General features: G+C 69.9%; 14 protein-coding genes and 1 pseudogene. 7 read left to right on the plus strand and 8 right to left on the minus strand.

Going from position 1 to position 15,362, the window contains the following annotated elements:
- The first annotated feature begins 80 nt into the window (after nucleotides 1-80).
- Together ABD691_RS01610 and ABD691_RS01615 are read left to right on the plus strand one after the other, a co-directional pair.
- The gene (locus ABD691_RS01610) at nucleotides 81-647 is read left to right on the plus strand and encodes a TetR/AcrR family transcriptional regulator (protein ID WP_344677522.1); all 567 of its coding nucleotides are present in this window, start codon (nucleotides 81-83) and stop codon (nucleotides 645-647) included.
- A complete protein-coding gene (locus ABD691_RS01615) occupies nucleotides 644-1,015 on the plus strand; it encodes a VOC family protein (protein ID WP_344677501.1) in 372 nt (123 codons plus the stop codon). Before ABD691_RS01610 ends, ABD691_RS01615 begins: the two co-directional genes overlap by 4 nt.
- Here the strand turns inward: ABD691_RS01615 and ABD691_RS01620 are convergent, their stop codons facing one another.
- From ABD691_RS01620 to ABD691_RS01640, 5 genes are all read right to left on the minus strand, one after another.
- Entirely contained in the window at nucleotides 1,016-1,657 is a 642-nt protein-coding gene (locus ABD691_RS01620; protein ID WP_344677502.1) for a GmrSD restriction endonuclease domain-containing protein, read from the minus strand.
- Between the two features lie 214 nt (nucleotides 1,658-1,871).
- On the minus strand, nucleotides 1,872-3,428 hold the full coding sequence (locus tag ABD691_RS01625; protein WP_344677503.1) for a GMC family oxidoreductase: 1,557 nt from the start codon (nucleotides 3,426-3,428) through the stop codon (nucleotides 1,872-1,874).
- A 19-nt stretch (nucleotides 3,429-3,447) separates the two neighbouring features.
- Nucleotides 3,448-4,983: an APC family permease gene (locus ABD691_RS01630; RefSeq protein WP_344677504.1), complete on the minus strand. Its 1,536-nt coding sequence runs from the start codon at nucleotides 4,981-4,983 to the stop codon at nucleotides 3,448-3,450.
- 147 nt (nucleotides 4,984-5,130) lie between these two features.
- A complete protein-coding gene (locus ABD691_RS01635; protein WP_344677505.1) occupies nucleotides 5,131-6,618 on the minus strand; it encodes an aldehyde dehydrogenase family protein in 1,488 nt (495 codons plus the stop codon).
- Nucleotides 6,619-6,694: 76 nt separating this feature from the next.
- Nucleotides 6,695-6,916 (minus strand): hypothetical protein, encoded by a 222-nt coding sequence (locus tag ABD691_RS01640; RefSeq protein WP_344677506.1) that lies wholly within the window; start codon nucleotides 6,914-6,916, stop codon nucleotides 6,695-6,697.
- Between the two features lie 164 nt (nucleotides 6,917-7,080).
- Between ABD691_RS01640 and ABD691_RS01645 the strand changes: the two genes are divergently transcribed.
- Both ABD691_RS01645 and ABD691_RS01650 read left to right on the plus strand, forming a co-directional pair.
- Nucleotides 7,081-7,668: a TetR/AcrR family transcriptional regulator gene (locus ABD691_RS01645; RefSeq protein WP_344677507.1), complete on the plus strand. Its 588-nt coding sequence runs from the start codon at nucleotides 7,081-7,083 to the stop codon at nucleotides 7,666-7,668.
- A gap of 271 nt (nucleotides 7,669-7,939) precedes the next feature.
- On the plus strand, nucleotides 7,940-8,881 hold the full coding sequence (locus tag ABD691_RS01650; RefSeq protein WP_344677508.1) for a coiled-coil domain-containing protein: 942 nt from the start codon (nucleotides 7,940-7,942) through the stop codon (nucleotides 8,879-8,881).
- A 79-nt stretch (nucleotides 8,882-8,960) separates the two neighbouring features.
- Here the strand turns inward: ABD691_RS01650 and ABD691_RS01655 are convergent, their stop codons facing one another.
- Nucleotides 8,961-9,605, minus strand: coding sequence for a DUF4360 domain-containing protein (locus ABD691_RS01655; RefSeq protein WP_344677509.1), 645 nt, complete (start codon nucleotides 9,603-9,605; stop codon nucleotides 8,961-8,963).
- A gap of 233 nt (nucleotides 9,606-9,838) precedes the next feature.
- Nucleotides 9,839-10,177, minus strand: a pseudogene (locus ABD691_RS01660) (transglycosylase family protein); the annotation flags it as partial.
- Between the two features lie 383 nt (nucleotides 10,178-10,560).
- Here ABD691_RS01660 and ABD691_RS01665 point away from each other — a divergent pair.
- The 3 genes from ABD691_RS01665 (at nucleotide 10,561) to ABD691_RS01675 (ending at nucleotide 13,864) form a co-directional block, all read left to right on the plus strand.
- Nucleotides 10,561-11,439: an alpha/beta fold hydrolase gene (locus ABD691_RS01665; protein WP_344677510.1), complete on the plus strand. Its 879-nt coding sequence runs from the start codon at nucleotides 10,561-10,563 to the stop codon at nucleotides 11,437-11,439.
- A 91-nt stretch (nucleotides 11,440-11,530) separates the two neighbouring features.
- Nucleotides 11,531-12,901 carry a S28 family serine protease gene (locus tag ABD691_RS01670; RefSeq protein WP_344677511.1) on the plus strand — a complete coding sequence of 457 codons (1,371 nt, stop codon included), beginning with the start codon at nucleotides 11,531-11,533 and terminating at the stop codon, nucleotides 12,899-12,901.
- Nucleotides 12,902-13,051: 150 nt separating this feature from the next.
- The gene (locus ABD691_RS01675; protein ID WP_344677512.1) at nucleotides 13,052-13,864 is read left to right on the plus strand and encodes an SDR family NAD(P)-dependent oxidoreductase; all 813 of its coding nucleotides are present in this window, start codon (nucleotides 13,052-13,054) and stop codon (nucleotides 13,862-13,864) included.
- Nucleotides 13,865-14,021: 157 nt separating this feature from the next.
- On the opposite strand, the gene ABD691_RS01680 is transcribed toward ABD691_RS01675, so the two are convergent.
- Nucleotides 14,022-15,155 (minus strand): acyltransferase family protein, encoded by a 1,134-nt coding sequence (locus ABD691_RS01680; protein WP_344677513.1) that lies wholly within the window; start codon nucleotides 15,153-15,155, stop codon nucleotides 14,022-14,024.
- Nucleotides 15,156-15,362 lie beyond the last annotated feature (207 nt).

Here is a 15,362-nt window from a genome sequence, read left to right on the forward strand (position 1 = left end):
TTCGCACTTGACGGAGTGAGTACTCACTCCGTAGCTTCGAAGGCATGGCGGAAACCAAACCCAGGCGCCGCGCGCCGGGCATGACTCCCGAACAACGCAGGCAGATGATCGTGGCCGCGGCGCTGCCGCTGGTCGCCGAACGCGGAGCGGCGGTGACGACCGCGCAGGTCGCGCGCGCCGCCGCGATCGGGGAGGGGACGATCTTCCGCGTCTTCAAGGACAAGGACGAGCTGATCGACGCGTGCGTGGCCGAGGTGCTCAGCCCCGATCACACCGTGCGGGAGATCGGTTCGGTCTCCCTGGACCAGCCGCTGGCGGACCGGCTGGCCGAGGCCGCCGACGCACTGGCCGCCGACTTCGGGCGGATCACCGCGATGATGGCCGCGCTGCACGCCTCCGGCCGCGCCCGCAGGCCCGGTCCGGACCGGCCCCCGCAGGCCGACCGCGACGAGTCGATGGCCGCCGTCCGCGACGCGATGGCCGAGCTGTTCGAGCCGGAGCGCGCCACGCTGCGGCTCCCCGCCGAGCAGCTCGCCGCGATGTTCCTCGGACTGCTGTTCACGCGCTCCCGGATCCACACCGGGCTGGACACCGCCGAACTCGTCGACACCTTCCTCAACGGAGCCATCAAGGAGGAGCAGGCATGACCGTCGTGCTGAACCACACCATCGTCCCGGCCGCCGACCACCGGGCCGCCGCGGACTTCTTCGCCGGGATCATGGGCCTGGAGCGGCTGGAACCCCAGGGCGCGAGCGGGCACTTCGAGCCGGTCCGGGTCAACGACTCGCTGACGCTGGAGTTCATGGCGGTCGAGGACGCCCAGCCGCACCACCTGGCCTTCGACGTCGACGCGGCGGAGTTCGACGCGATCCTCGCCCGGATCAGGGAGCGAGGCGTGGTGTTCGGCAGCAGCCCGCGCGAGCCCGGCAACGGGCGCACCGACCACCCGCTGTGCGAGCGCGGGTTCTTCTTCAGCGACGAGTCCGGGAACCTCTACGAGGTCATGTCCGCCTGATCAGCGGCAGGTGCCGAGCATGTCCTGCAACGCGGTCCGCTCCTGCGGGGTGACGGTGAGCGCGTAGGCGTTCTTGACCTCGATCCAGTCGGTCGCGTAGTCGCACCAGTACCCGGCGGCGGGCTTCCAGGTCGACGGGTCCTGGTCGCCCTTGGCCCGGTTGGAACCGGCGTCGACGGCGAGCAGCTGCGGCGACCGGAGGTCGTTGGCGAACTCCGAGCGCCGCTGCGCGGTCCAGTCCTTCGCGCCGCTGCGCCACGCGTTGGCGAGCGGAACGGTGTGGTCGATGTCCAGTTTGGACGGATCGGTGATGGTTTCACCGGTGTAGGCGCTGGTCCACGAGCCCGAGGTGGCCTCGCAGGCGCCGTTGACCCGCACCCCGGAGCCGTCGCGTTCGAGGACGGCCTCGCGGGTGTTGCAGTTCCTGCCCGCCTGCGGCTGGGCGGTCCAGTGCTCGAAGCTGTCCCGGGAGTAGCCGTCCATGGTCCCGGCCGGTGCGACCTTCAGCGCGGCGAGCTGCTCGGCGGCCGGGCCGGACGCGGCGGCGGGCTCGTCGTCGAGCCAGCCGGACTCGAACACCAGCCAGCCCGCGCCCAGCAGCACGAAAGCGACGACCGTGGTCCACAGCGACTTCTTGGGCATGCCCCGGATTCGATCACGTTCCCCGGTTCGTGCCCATACGCCGAAGGGGGAGATCACAGCCCGCCGCGGGAGATCGCGGCGACCGTGCGGCCGAATCCTGTTGCGGCGCAACGGTTTGCGGCGAGCAGAAGAGGTCCCTCCGGGACGGGGGACCGGAGGGACCTCTTCACCCGCGCGCCCGCGGCGCGCGGAACGGACGAGCCTGGCGCTCAGCTCAGGCGTTGTCCTCCTTCAACATGTCGGAGCACTTCTCACCGATGGCCATAGTGGTGATGTTGGGGTTCACCGCCACCAGGAACGGCATCGCCGAGGCGTCGGCGACCCGCAGGCCCTGCACGCCCTTGACCCGCAGCCGCGCGTCAAGCGGGGCGTCGTCGCCCGAACCCATCGGCACCGACGCCGCCGGGTGGTAGACCGTGTTGTGGGTCTTGCGGATGTAGTCGGCGATCTCGTCGTCGGTGACCACGTCCGGGCCCGGGTGCAGCTCGGCACCGGCCCAGCCCTGCATCGCCTGCTGCGAGACGATCCTGCGGGCGAGCTTGATGCCCTCGGTCATGACCCGCATGTCGTGCGGGTCGGTGAAGTAGCGCGGGTCGACCTTCGGCTTGTCCCGGAAGTCCCGGCTGCGCAACCGGACCGTGCCGGTGGAGCGGGCGCGGGTGACGTTCGGGGTCAGGCAGAAGCCGTTTTCCGTGGTCGGGTAGCCCTGCCGTGCGGTGTGCATGTCGAACGGCACCGAGCCGTAGTGGAACATCAGGTCCGGCCGGTCCAGGCCCGGCTCGGTGGTGGTGAAGATGCCGATCTCCCACCACTGCGTGGAGTCGGTGACCATCGGCTGCCTGGCGTCCCAGCCGATGACGCCTTCGGGGTGGTCCTGCAGGTTCGAGCCGACGCCGGGGGAGTCGACCAGCACGTCCACCCCGACCTCACGCAGGTGCTCGGCGGGCCCGATGCCGGAGAGCATCAGCAGCTTCGGGGTGTCGATGGCGCCCGTGGACAGCACCACCTCGCGCCGCGCCGCGATCCGGCGGGTGTGGATCAGGTCGGGGGCCAGGATCTCCACGCCGGTGGCGCGCTTGCCGTCGAAGGTGACCTTCTTGGCGCGGGCCTCGGTGCGGACCTCGAGGTTCGGCCGCTTGCCCATGATCGGGTGCAGGTAGGACACCGACGATGACGAGCGGGTGCCGTCCTCGCGGGCGTTGATCTGGAACCAGTTCGCGCCGTGGGTGACGGTCTTGCCGGAGTTGAACTCGGTGATGGGGATGCCCGCCTGCTCGCACGCCTGGAGCAGAGCCACGCCCGACGGGTCCTTCGGCGGGACGCTGCGCAGGGTAACTGGACCGCTGCGGCCGTGGTGCTCGCCTGGGCCGTCGTTGGTTTCCAGCCGTTTGTAGAGGGGGAAGATGTCCTTGGCGCCCCAGCCGGTGGCGCCCATCGACTCCCATTCGTCGAGGTCCTCGGCCGGGGCCCAGAACGCGATGCACGAGTTGTGCGAGGAACAGCCGCCGAGCACGCGGGCGCGGGCGTGCCGCATGAACGAGTTGCCGTTGGCCTGCGGTTCGATCAGGTAGTCCCAGTCGTATCCGGACTCCAGCAGCCCCATCCAGCGGTTGAGCTCCAGGATCGCCTTGTCGCCCACATCGGACGGTCCGGCCTCCAGCAGGCAGACGGTCACGTCGGGGTCCTCGGACAGCCGGGCGGCCACCGCGGCACCGGCACTGCCACCGCCGACCACGACGTAGTCGAAGACGTCGTCGAACTGTTCGGTCATGTCGTATCTCCGTTTCAGCTCAGGAAGTCGCGGGCTCGACGTCGGGGGTGGTCTGGGGAGCCGCGTGGTCGGCGAGCACGCCGACGCGGTGGCGCTGCACGAACCAGTAGTAGGCGAAGCCGCCCACCGCGGCGATGCCGACGAACAGCGCCGCGCTCCACTGCAGGTACCAGTGGAACGGCGGGGTCGCGTTGTAGACCTCCTGCCGCGGCCAGGCCAGGTTGATCGTCATGCCCAGGCCCCACAGCACGGCGAGGACGTTGACCGGCAGCCCGAACCTGCCCAGGCAGAACCTGCCCTCCTGCTTTTTCGACGACCACTTGCCGCGCAGCCGCGCGATCAGCATCGGAATCGTGACCAGCAGGTACGAGACGTAGATCAGGATGATCGCCAGGCTGGTGACCGCGGAGAAGATCTGCGGCTGGCCGATGTTGACCACCAGCAGGGCCACCGCCAGCACGCCGATGATGATCGCGGGCACCACCGGGGTCTGGAACCGCGGGCTGACCCGGGCCAGCTTCGACCCGCCGGGCAGCGCGTTGTCGCGGGCCATGGCGAAGGCGATCCGGATCGCGGCGGTGTGCACCGCCAGCACGCACACCGTGATCGCGATGAACACGACCACGAGGAACATCCGGCCGATCATCGGGCCCAGCGCGTCGGTGAGCACGAACTGCAGACCGGTCGTGGTCAGCTCCGGCGCGTTGAGGTCGCGCGCGGCCATCAGCGCCAGCAGGATGATCAGCCCGCCCAGCACGAACGAGGCGACCAGCGACCGCAGGATCGCGCGCGGCGCGTTGCGGCGCGGGTCGATGGACTCCTCGCCCAGCGAGGACGCGGTGTCGAACCCGTACATCACGTACGAGGAGGCGAGGGCGGCGACCAGGAACGCGCCGAGGTAGCCGCCGGAGTAGGCCGAGCCGGTGTTGTTCGTCTCCAGCACGACCTCCGGCCCGCGGGTGGCGGCCACCGCCAGGAACAGGATCAGCAGCACCGCGGCGATCAGCTCGATGAACACGCCCGCGCTGTTGATGCGGGCCATCAGCTTCACGCCGAAGGCGTTGATCAGCGTGGTGAACACGATCAGCGCGGTGGCCAGCACGACGCCGTTGGCGGCCGCGTCGGTCTCCCCGGAGCCGTCGCCGACGAACTGGAACACGCCCCAGATCTCGGGCAGCGTGTGCTGGTAGGCCAGCGCGGTCGCCGCGATCGACACGATCGACGCCAGCAGCATCATCCAGCCGGCGAGCCAGCCGACGTGCTTGCCGCCGAGCTTCTTCGACCAGTTGTAGACCGAACCCGCGATGGGGTAGTGGGATGCCAGCTCGGCGAAGCTCAACGCCACCATCAACTGCCCGAGGAAGACCATCGGCCAGGACCACCAGTAGGCGGGACCGCCGAAGGACAATCCGAAGTAGGAGAGTTGGAAGGTGCCGGTGAGCACCGAGATGTAGCTGACGCCGGCAGCGAACGTGTGGAAGCTGCCGAGGGATCTCTTCAGTTTGTTGGTGTAGCCGAACTCGTTCAGCTCGGCGTCGCCGGTGGGCGCGCTCATGCCCCGAACTCCTTTCCCGATCCTTCCTTCCCGCGAGGGGGCGAGAAGGAAGGATTCGGGTGGTTGTTGCGCGTGAAAATGCCGTCCGCGACGGCGTGGATTCAGTTCGTGCGGACCTGCCGGTCTCCTCGTTGGAACGTCGTCAGGTCAGCGCGGCGAGAACCAGTTCTGCGGGCCGGGCCGCAGGTTCTGGTAGACGTGCTTGGCCTCCTGGTACTCGCCGAGTCCGGCGCGGCCGAGTTCGCGGCCGATGCCGGACTGCTTGAAACCGCCCCATTCCGCCTGCGGCAGGTAGGGGTGGAAGTCGTTGATCCAGACGGTGCCGTGCCGCAGCCGGTTGGCCACCCGCTGGGCCCTGCTCACGTCGGTGGTGAACACCGCACCGGCCAGGCCGTAGTGGGTGTCGTTGGCGATGCGGATCGCGTCGTCCTCGTCGGTGAACCGCTCGACGGTCAGCACCGGGCCGAAGGACTCCTCGGTCACCGCGTACGAGCCCTGCCTGACCTCGTCGAGCACGGTCGGCCGGTAGTAGTGCCCGTTCGCGTACTTCTCGCCGTCCGGCCGCGAGCCGCCGGTGCGCAGCACCGCGCCCTCGGCGACGGCCTTGGCCACGTAGTCGTCGACCTTGGCCAGGTGCGCGGCCGAGATCAGCGGACCGGTCTCGGCGTCGTCGTCGAACGGGCCGCCGATGCGGATCTGCTCGGCCCGCCGGACGATCTCGTCGACCAGCGCGTCGTGCAGGTCGTCCTGCACGATCAGCCGCGCGCCCGCCGAGCAGACCTGGCCGGAGTGCAGGAACACCGCGGTCAGGGCGTAGTCGACGGCGGTGTCGAAGTCGGCGTCGGAGAAGACGATGTTGGGGTTCTTGCCGCCCAGCTCCAGGGCGACCTTCTTGACCGTCGGCGCGGCGGCGGCCGAGATCAGCCTGCCGGTGTGCAGGCCGCCGGTGAACGACACCAGGTCGATGTCGGGGTGCTCGGCCAGCACCGAGCCGACCTCGGCGCCGGTGCCCAGCACGAGGTTGCCGACCCCGGCGGGCAGACCTGCCTCGGCCAGCGCCTTCATCAGCAGGATCGCGGTGGACGGGGTCAGCTCGCTGGGCTTGAGCACGAAGGTGTTGCCCGCCGCGATGGCCGGCGCGACCTTCCAGGCGACCTGCAGCAGCGGGTAGTTCCACGGCGTGATCAGGCCGCACACGCCGACCGGCTCGTAGCTGACCCGGCTGATCGAGTCCGGCGATCCGGTGTCGACGAGCTTGCCCGCGTCGGTGCCCGCGATCTTGCCGAAGTACCGGAAGCAGGCCGCGATGTCGTCCATGTCGTACTCGCTTTCCACCAGGCGCTTGCCGGTGTCCAGCGACTCGGCGCGGGCGAACTCGTCCTTGTCCCGCACGAGGATGTCGGCGACGCGGATCAGCAGGTCACCGCGCTCCCAGGCGGAGGTGGCGCTCCAGGTCCCGGCGTCGAAGGCGCGGCGGGCGGCGGCCACCGCGCGCACGGCGTCCTGCCTGCTCGCCTCGGCGACGGTGGCCGCCAGCGCCCCGTCGGCCGGGCAGTGGATCTCGCGGGTGCCGCCGGCTGCGGCCGGCACCCACGAACCGTCGATGAACAGCGTGGGCTCTGCGGTATCCGGCATGGATCTGTTGTCCCCGTTTTGTCGTTTGCGGTGCGAATTGGATCGGCGGGCGCTCAGGAGCCCGTGGACGTGCGGTTCACGTCAGCATGGCCGACATCGGCACAATCGGCGGGTCGAAGCGCCGGGAATCGAATGGCCGGCGCGGCAGAGCCGTCGGCGCGAATTTGTTCGCCGTCACCAGCACGCCTGCCGTGAAATTCACCTCCTGGCGATCAGGCCGGTGACGATCCTTTTCCGGCGATTCGCGGTGCGGATCCGCCGTTGTGCTGCGGGAGACCCTAACACCGTGGATGTACATCTGTACATGATCGGTTTGCGAAAGGACCGGAACGGAATCCGTTCAAGCGCGGTGAACAGGCGAAACGCACGCTGCGTGATGTGGGCCGCATCGCTGTAACGCTCGGTCGTGACAGGCTGTGGGGGCGGCCCACGCGCCTGATCCACCGAGGAGGATGGAGCACGATGTCGACCACGCAGCCCATGCCCGCGTCGCGGTCCGGGGCGCGCCCCAAGGACCCCGACCGCCGCGAGCGGATCGCACGCGCGGCGATCGCCGTGGTGGCCGAGCGCGGGATCGAGAAGCTCACCCACCGCGCCGTCGCGGCCGCGGCGGGTGTTCCGCTCGGGTCGACCACCTACTACTTCGCCTCGCTCGACGACCTGCTCGCCGAGGCCCTGCGGCACGCCGCGGCCGACGACGTCGCGCAGCTGCGGGAGTGGGCCGCCGGGATCGGCGAGTCCGACGACTTCGCCGCCGCGCTGGCCGACCTGGTGCTGCACTACCTCGGACCCGAGCTGTCGCGGACCGTGGTCGAGCACGAGCTCTACGTCGCCGCGCTGCACCGGCCCGCGCTGCGCCACGTCAGCACCGAGTGGGACCAGGCGCTGGCCGAGCTGTTCACCGCGCGCACCGACCCGGTCACCGGCAAGGTCCTGTCCGGCCTGTTCTGCGGACTGTTGCTGCAAGGTGTCGTCCGGGAATCGGTTCCGACACGAGACGAAATCGAGATCCTTTTCCGGCGGGTGCTGCACCCGGACGCAAAGAGCTGACCGAGCAGCGGATTTGCTCCGGTGTACGGGAGACCGACTCCGGATGTCCCGTCGTTTTCCCCAAAACAAACAGTTGATCTTAGCGCGGGCCGGGGTGAACAATGGCCCGCAGCGATCCGTTATCCCTGCGCAGCGTGACTGCGCCGCCCGCCGGTACAGCCCGGACGGAGCACATCGCAGGCCGCTTTCGGGGTGTACAACGGAATTTGCCGCGTCGGGGCGTGGCTCGCTCCCAGCACAAACTGTTGATCAACTTGAGCGGGGTGAGACCGTGGGGCACGAAGACAGGGAACTGGTGCCGTTGAAGGCCGATTTCGACACCGTCTGGTACGGATTCCGGCGTTCCCAGGTGAAGTTCTACCTCCAGCAGACCGAGGCCGAGGTCCGGATGCTGACCGAGGACCGGGATTCCGCGCTGAGCCAGGTCGCCGACCTGGCGGCCGAACTGGACCAGGCGCGGGCGGAGATCGAGGCGTTACGCGCGCAGCTGGACGAGGTCTGCCGCACTCCGGTGACCGAGCAGGGGCTGTCGGACCGGATGCGCCGGATGGTCCGGCTGGCCACGGACGAGGCCAACGAGGTGCGGGCCGCCGCGCAGGCCGCGGCCGAGCACGAGTGGGCCCGGTCCGAACAGGCCGCCGCCGAGCTGCGCGCCCGCTACGAGAACCTGGTGGCCGAGGCCGACCAGTGGCGGCGCCAGGCCGAGCAGCAGCGCAACGAGTCGCTGGCCCGCACCCGCGACGACATCCAGCGGATGGGCCGCGAGGCCGAACAGCACCGCAGGCGGCTCGACACCGAGGCCGAGGAGCGCCGCACGCAGATCGAGAAGGACTTCGAGATCTCGATGGCCGCCCGCCGCGAGGAGGAGATGCGGGTGCTGGCCGAGCGCGAGCAGGCCAGCCGCGCCGAGGCGCAGCGCCGGGTCCGGGAGGCCACCGCGGAGGCGCAGCGGCGCATCCGGCGGGCCGACGAGTACGCGGACACGATGCTGAAGATGCGCCAGGACCTCGCGGAGCGGGTGCGCGCGGCGCAGCGCGTGCTGTCGGCGGCGGAGCCGTTCCTGGCCGCCACCGAGGCGGGCGCGGCCGGTGAGGAGTCCGACGGCTACGTCAGCTCGACGATCCGCAATGGACATGTCCCGGCCGAGGAGGTCGACGTGCCCAAGCAGCGTGAGCCGGTCGGCGGTGCGCAGGAGGCCGAGCCGGTCGCCTGAACACCCGTCTTTGCTTGGCGGTGCCGGTAGCGGTGCCAGCTGCTCGGGTGGTGAAGCAGCTGGCACCGCCAAGCAAGCGTTACGGGCATTCCTTCCACTCGAAGTGGTAGGTCGTCTCGATGTTGCCGTCGGTCGAGTCCATCGACATGAAGCTGGTCTCGGCCGGGTCCGAGGTGCCCGCGTTGACGCGCAGTTCGGTGTTGATGTTGAAGTTGCGCTGCTCGCCGCACGGCTTGTACACGATCGCGCCGACCTCGGTCTCGTCGGTCACCTGCCAGTTGTCGCTGAGCGGTCCGCTGAAGGGCCGCTCGGAGTAGTGCGTTTCCGACATTCCCTGGAAGTAGTAGCTCGCCTTTTCCAGTCCGGTCGCGCCGGCGGCGAGATGGGCGAATCCGCGGTAGTCGGCACTGGCGATTCCGTAGGTGAATCCCTGCGGGATGTTCACCTTCAGATTCAGCTGGCAGTTCTTCCGGAACTCCGTGGGGTCGACTCCGGGTCCTACCTTTGCCAGGTAGTCGCTGTAGCTGACGGTGAACGAGGTGTTGTCCGGCGAGACCGCGACGGCGGCGGTGCCCGCGCGGCAGCCGGAGCCGTTCACGGTGGCCACGTCGATGGTGATCCGCCCGGCGGGCGGCGGGACGTCGTCGTGCGGGATGTCGTGCCAGCCGGCGGCGGGGATCATCGCAGAGGCCGCCAGAACGGCGGCCGAGAACGCAGTGAGCATGCCAAGCACCCTTCGGGAAAGGAATGGAGTCACCTGCTGCGAAGCTGAGAAGACGATAGCGGGATTCCCGGTGCCGGACATGCGCCTGAACGGCGTAAAAACCGCGGAACCGGTTCATGAACAATTCGTTGAAACGGTTCGCGGCTCAATTTCCGCCCAATTCTGTTTTGGTGGAGTCCGCGGGCCGGTGCGGTGGGCTACCGGCCCGCGGACCTGTTCGGGGGTCAGCCGAGACCGGCCTTCTTGCCGCAGACCGGCCACGCGTTGGCGCCCTGGGCGGCGAGCACCTTCTCGGCGACCGCGATCTGCTCCTGGCGGCTGGCCTGCGACGCCTTCGCCGCGTACCGGGTGCCGCCGTGGGCCGACCAGGTGGAGTCGGTGAACTGGAGTCCGCCGGAGAAGCCGTTGCCGGTGTCGGCGCTCCAGTTGCCGGTGCTCTCGCACTGCGCCACGGCGTCCCAGGTGGACGCGGACGCGGCTCCGGCGGGAAGGGCGGCGGCCAGGGGTGCTGCGGCGACGAGGGCGCCGATGAGGACGGTGCGGGCCAAGAAGCGGTTGCGGCGCAAATCGATCTCCTGCCGCGCCTGCGGACCGGGTCGGCGCGACGTCGTTCGGGGCGGTCGCGCTTCGGCGTTCGGGGTGTCCGTCCCTGCCCGGGGGCTGTTCCTGCGGGGGCGGGAAGCCCGCTCGGGCAGGGTTCGGCGCCGCGAGCTTCCGGTCGTCACGTCGGTTCGGGGGTCCGACCCCGGAAACGCTACGTAGCCGCTGCGGGCGCGCCAACCGGGAACGAGGATGAGCGTCGTCATACCGAACCGTGCGAGATCAGGACCTTGTTCCTGTTTTTGCAGCTCAAAGCAGGTGAAGTGATCGAGTTCCCATCGGTTGCGCAGCGTCGCTGTCGGCCCTCGCGTCATACTGGTGGGTGACAACGTGTCCAAAGAGGACAAGGGAGAACATGGCTCCGCAGATCCCTGGATTCGTCCAGCAGTACGTCGACGTCGCCGACGGGGTGGCGCTCAACGCCGCCGTCGGCGGCTCCGGAAGTCCGGTCGTGCTGCTGCACGGCTTCCCGCAGACCCACCTGATGTGGCGGCACGTCGCCACCGACCTGGCCGCCGACCACACGGTGATCTGCCCCGACCTGCGCGGCTACGGCGCGAGCGGCAAACCCGCGGACGCCGACGGGCAGACCTACTCCAAGCGCACCATGGCCGCCGACGTCGTCGCGCTCGCGCGGGCGCTCGGCCACGACCGCTTCGCGCTGGCCGGGCACGACCGGGGCGCGCTGGTCGCGATCCGCGCGGGGCTCGACCACCCCGGCGCGATCACCCACCTCGCCTCGCTCGACGTGCTGCCGACGCTGGACATGTGGGAGGTCATGCACGGCGCCTCGGCCGCGGTCGGCTTCCACCTCTACCTGATGGCCCAGCCGCCCGGACTGCCCGAGCAGATGATCAACGCCTCGGCCGACGCGTTCTTCGGCCACTTCCTCGACGCCTGGACCGGCGATCCGAGCGCGATCCCGCCGGACGTCCGCGCCGCCTACCTGGAGGCGTCCCGCGAGGCGGTCACCTCGATCGTCGCCGACTACCGCGCTTCGGCGTCGGTCGACGTCGAACACGACGAAGCCGACCGGAAGGCAGGCAACCGGCTGCCGATGCCGGTGACCGTGCTGCAGCAGGACTGGGGCGCGGCCCTCGGCTTCGACGCCGCCGCGCGCTGGCGGGAGTGGGCGGCCGACCTGGTGCACGAAACCGTGTCCTGCGGTCACTTCATGGCCGAGGAGGCCCCGGACGTGGTCGTGCGGGCGCTGCGCGACCTGCTCGCGAGGTAGTTGCGGGAACACGACAGCGCGACCGGTTCGCCTTCCTCCCCGGTAGGCCCCAGGCTAGTTTCGGTGCCGGTCGAGCTAGCCGGGAGGCGAGATGAAGTGGCGTGGTGCGGTCACCGCGGCGGTGGCGTGCGGACTGCTGTTCGGCGGGTTGCCCGCGGCGGCGGCACCGCCGGACGAGGTGCGCGAGCAGCTGGAGCGGGTGCCGGGGCTGACGATCGTGGGGGAGCGGCCGACCGAGCCTGGATTCCGGCTGTTCGACCTGACCTTCGCCCAGCCGGTCGACCACCACGACCCGGCGTCGGGGGTGTTCCAGCAGCGGCTGACGCTGCTGCACCGCGACTTCGCGCGGCCCACCGTCGCCTACACCTCGGGCTACAACCTGCCGCAGAAGGCGAACCGGTCCGAGCCGACGCAGCTGCTCGACGGCAACCAGGTCAGCATCGAGCACCGGTTCTTCACCCCGTCCCGGCCGGAACCGGCGGACTGGGGTGACCTCGACATCTGGCAGTCGGCCACCGACGAGCACCGGATCATCGACTCCTTCAAGGCCGCCTACGGCCAGAAGTGGATCACCACCGGCGGCAGCAAGGGCGGGATGACCGCGGTCTACCACCGCCGCTTCTACCCCGAAGACGTCGACGGCACGGTCGCCTACGTCGCGCCCAACGACGTCGACAACGACGAGGACGGCTACGACGAGTTCCTCGCGGACGTCGGTCCCGACCCGGCCTGCCGCGACGCGCTGACCACCGCGCAGCGGGAGGCGCTGCTGCGGCGGGAGGAGATGCTCAAGCGCTTCGGCGACTACGCCGCGCAGAACGGCTTCACCTTCGACAGGACCGTCGGCGACATCGACCGGGCGCTGGAGCTGGTCGTGTCCGACACGCCGTTCGCGTTCTGGCAGTACGGCGGGGTCGCGGACTGCGCCGGGATTCCGGCCAAGAACGCCAGCACCGACGACATCTACGCCTTCTTCGACAAGACGGTGCAGTTCTCGTCCTACACCGACCAGGGGCTGGACAAGTACGTGCCGTACTACTACCAGGCGGGCACCCAGCTCGGCTGGCCGCACGTGACCAACCCGAAGCTGGCCGACCTGCTGCACCACGACGACCTCGCCGAGCCGCGCGGCCTGGTTCCCCGCGACATCCCGATGTCGTTCGAGAAGGGCGTGATGGCCGAGGTCGACGACTGGGTGCGGTCCGAGGGCTCGGAGCTGATGTTCGTCAACGGCGAGTACGACCCGTGGAACACCGAGCCGTTCGAGCTGGGCGGGGGGACCGAGGACTCGTTCTCCTACGTCGTGCCCGCGGGCAACCACGGCGCGGACATCGAGGGCCTGCCCGCCGACCAGAAGTCCGAGGCGACCGCCGCGCTGCGCCGCTGGGGCGGTGTCGAGGCGTCGATCAAGGTGTCCAACACCGAGCTGGACGAGCGGCCGCTGGAGCGCCACCCGTTCTAGCGGGTGCGCGGAACTCAGCCGGATCCGGTGCGCCGGGTCCGGCTTTTCCGCACCCAAGCTACGAGACGAGACGAACCGTCTTGTCAATCGGGCCGGGGCCATGTCATCCTCGTCTAGCGAGACGGATCGTCTCGCGGAGAGGAGAAACGCATGCGTACCTGGTTCGTCACCGGTGCTTCCCGCGGGTTCGGCCGGGCGCTGGCCGAGGCCGCGCTGGACGCGGGCGATCAGGTGGTCGGGGTCGCCCGGGATGTCTCGCCGCTGGACGACCTGCTCGCCCGGCACGGCGGCAGGCTGGTCGCCTTCCCGCTCGACGTCTCCGACCGCGCGGCGGTGTTCGCCGGGGTCGAGCGGGCGGTGTCCGCGTTCGGGCGGCTCGACGTCGTGGTCAACAACGCGGGCGGGCTGCTGCTCGGCATGGTCGAGGAGGTCACCGAGCAGCAGGCGAGGGCGCACCTGGACACCAACTTCTTCGGCGCGGTGTGGGTGTGCCAGGCGGTCGTGCCGCACCTGCGCGCGCAGGGCTCCGGCCGGATCCTGCAGGTGACCTCGATGGGCGCGGGCGGCGGCTTCGCGTCGGTCGGCTTCTACGGCGCGGGCAAGGCCGCGCTGGACGCGGTCAGCGAGGCGCTGGCGATGGAGGTCGAGCCGTTCGGGATCAAGGTGACCATCGTCGGTCCCGGCAGCTACGCGACCGACCTGTTCACGCGGGGCACCACGACGACAGAGGAGGACGAGCGCTACGCCCCGATCCGCGCTCAGCTGGCCGAGCTGTGGGGCGGCGAGAACAACGATCCGGGGCCGGAGCGGGCCGCTCCGGTGCTGCTGGAACTGGCGGGCATGGCCGAGCCGCCGAAGCGGGTGCTGCTGGGCGGCGACTGCTACGACCTGGTCGAGCGGATGGACCGCGAGCGCGCCGCCGAGTACGCCCGCTGGGAACACCTCAGCCGCCGGGCCGGTTGAATCTCCTGGCTCGTTTTGCGTGGCGGTGCGGGTGGCGGAACCTCAGGCGCCGCCTCGCTGCGGGATCTTTTTCCGACGTATGTCCAATACGACGGAAAAAGCTGTCCTCGCGAGGCGACGCCTGAGAACCCGCGGGTGGTCATCTTGCTTGCGTGGGCTAAGCGGCTTCGCCGCTTGAAGACGATGGTGCCGCCGGTCGGAGCCGGTCGTAGGCCGCCATCAGCGCCCGGTGCGCCGGGCGCTCGACCAGCCTGGTCAGCAGCCAGCCCGCCACGACGCCGGTCCCGACCATCGCGGCGGTCTGCGCGGTCGGGCCGGCGCCGGCGTCCTGGAGCTTGCGGGACACGATGTAGCCGATGGTCTGGTGGGTGAGGAACACGCCGTAGGAGATCCCGGCGAACCACTGCACGCGCCGCCCGAGCCAGTCCGGCACCACCCGGTTCCAGTCCGGCCCGTAGGCGGTCAGCGCCACCACGACCATGCCGATGCACACCGCGACGGTCGAGCCCCAGTCGGCGACCAGGCCCTCCGGGGTCTCGGAGTAGTTGTGCAGCGCCTGCGCCGCCATGCACGCGGCGAGCAGCGCCGAGAAGTGCGCGAGGCCGATGCGGCGGGTCGACCACAGCCAGATCGCCACGCCCGCGACCAGCAGGTGCCAGCGGTGCGCGCCGATGCCGTCGACGACCATCCGGTAGAACTCCGGCGGGTTGGAGACCCGCAGCGGCCACTGCGCGATCGGGATGAGCACCGCCGCCCACAGCACCACCACGACCCGCCTGCCGTGCCCCCAGCTGGACCGGAACAGCAGCGCTGCCACGGTGAAACCCATCAGCTGCAGCGGAACCGTCCAGTGCGAGCCGTCGATGAACGGGTAGTCGTCCGGCTTCCAGTTCCACAGCATCAGCAGGTTCGCGGCCAGGTCCCCGCCGGTGGGGTCGAACCAGCCGTCGACCGGCACCAGCCGCATCACCGCGAAGATCAGCACCACCGCGGCCAGGAACGGCGGGACCAGCCGGGCGATGCGTCCCCACCAGTACCGCAGGACCGGCCCGCGGCCGATGGTCACGCACGCGAAGTAGCCGGAGATCAGCAGCAGCAGGCTCGCGCCGACCTGGTAGGGGAAGACGAACGTGCGGGGATCGAGCTCCGGGTGCAGGAACACGCTCAGGAACGTCGCGTGGTAGAGCATCACGAGCGTCACGCAGCCGGATCGGACCAGGTCCCAGCTGATCTTGCGCTTGCCGCGGGTGCCCGAGGGGGCCGAGGTGAGTGTGGTGGTCTTCCCGGACACGCCCGCCACGTTAGCAAGACCCCCCGAACGGGACATTCCTGCGCGCAGGTCCGGTTCGAACGCGCGGTGACCCAGAACACGGTTGACCTCCACCGCACTGGAGGTCCCAGACTCCCGGGAGACGCAGAAGATCGGTTCAAGGAGCGGAAATGGCTCAGCTGTACGCGCTGCCCGAGTTGGACTACGACTACGCGGCGCTGGAGCCCG

Origin of the sequence: Saccharopolyspora taberi, assembly GCF_039534165.1 — a bacterium.
GTDB lineage: Bacteria > Actinomycetota > Actinomycetes > Mycobacteriales > Pseudonocardiaceae > Saccharopolyspora_D > Saccharopolyspora_D taberi.

Bases quoted from the DNA above. Each gene is read 5' to 3' on its own strand.
- ABD691_RS01630 (WP_344677504.1), bottom strand. From the start codon at position 4,983: ATGAGCGCGCCCACCGGCGACGCCGAGCTGAACGAGTTCGGCTACACC.
- ABD691_RS01675 (WP_344677512.1), top strand. From the start codon at position 13,052: ATGCGTACCTGGTTCGTCACCGGTGCTTCCCGCGGGTTCGGCCGGGCG.
- ABD691_RS01640 (WP_344677506.1), bottom strand. From the start codon at position 6,916: ATGTACATCCACGGTGTTAGGGTCTCCCGCAGCACAACGGCGGATCCG.
- ABD691_RS01655 (WP_344677509.1), bottom strand. From the start codon at position 9,605: ATGCTCACTGCGTTCTCGGCCGCCGTTCTGGCGGCCTCTGCGATGATC.
- ABD691_RS01635 (WP_344677505.1), bottom strand. From the start codon at position 6,618: ATGCCGGATACCGCAGAGCCCACGCTGTTCATCGACGGTTCGTGGGTG.
- ABD691_RS01625 (WP_344677503.1), bottom strand. From the start codon at position 3,428: ATGACCGAACAGTTCGACGACGTCTTCGACTACGTCGTGGTCGGCGGT.
- ABD691_RS01620 (WP_344677502.1), bottom strand. From the start codon at position 1,657: ATGCCCAAGAAGTCGCTGTGGACCACGGTCGTCGCTTTCGTGCTGCTG.
- ABD691_RS01670 (WP_344677511.1), top strand. From the start codon at position 11,531: ATGAAGTGGCGTGGTGCGGTCACCGCGGCGGTGGCGTGCGGACTGCTG.
- ABD691_RS01610 (WP_344677522.1), top strand. From the start codon at position 81: ATGACTCCCGAACAACGCAGGCAGATGATCGTGGCCGCGGCGCTGCCG.
- ABD691_RS01665 (WP_344677510.1), top strand. From the start codon at position 10,561: ATGGCTCCGCAGATCCCTGGATTCGTCCAGCAGTACGTCGACGTCGCC.
- ABD691_RS01645 (WP_344677507.1), top strand. From the start codon at position 7,081: ATGTCGACCACGCAGCCCATGCCCGCGTCGCGGTCCGGGGCGCGCCCC.
- ABD691_RS01615 (WP_344677501.1), top strand. From the start codon at position 644: ATGACCGTCGTGCTGAACCACACCATCGTCCCGGCCGCCGACCACCGG.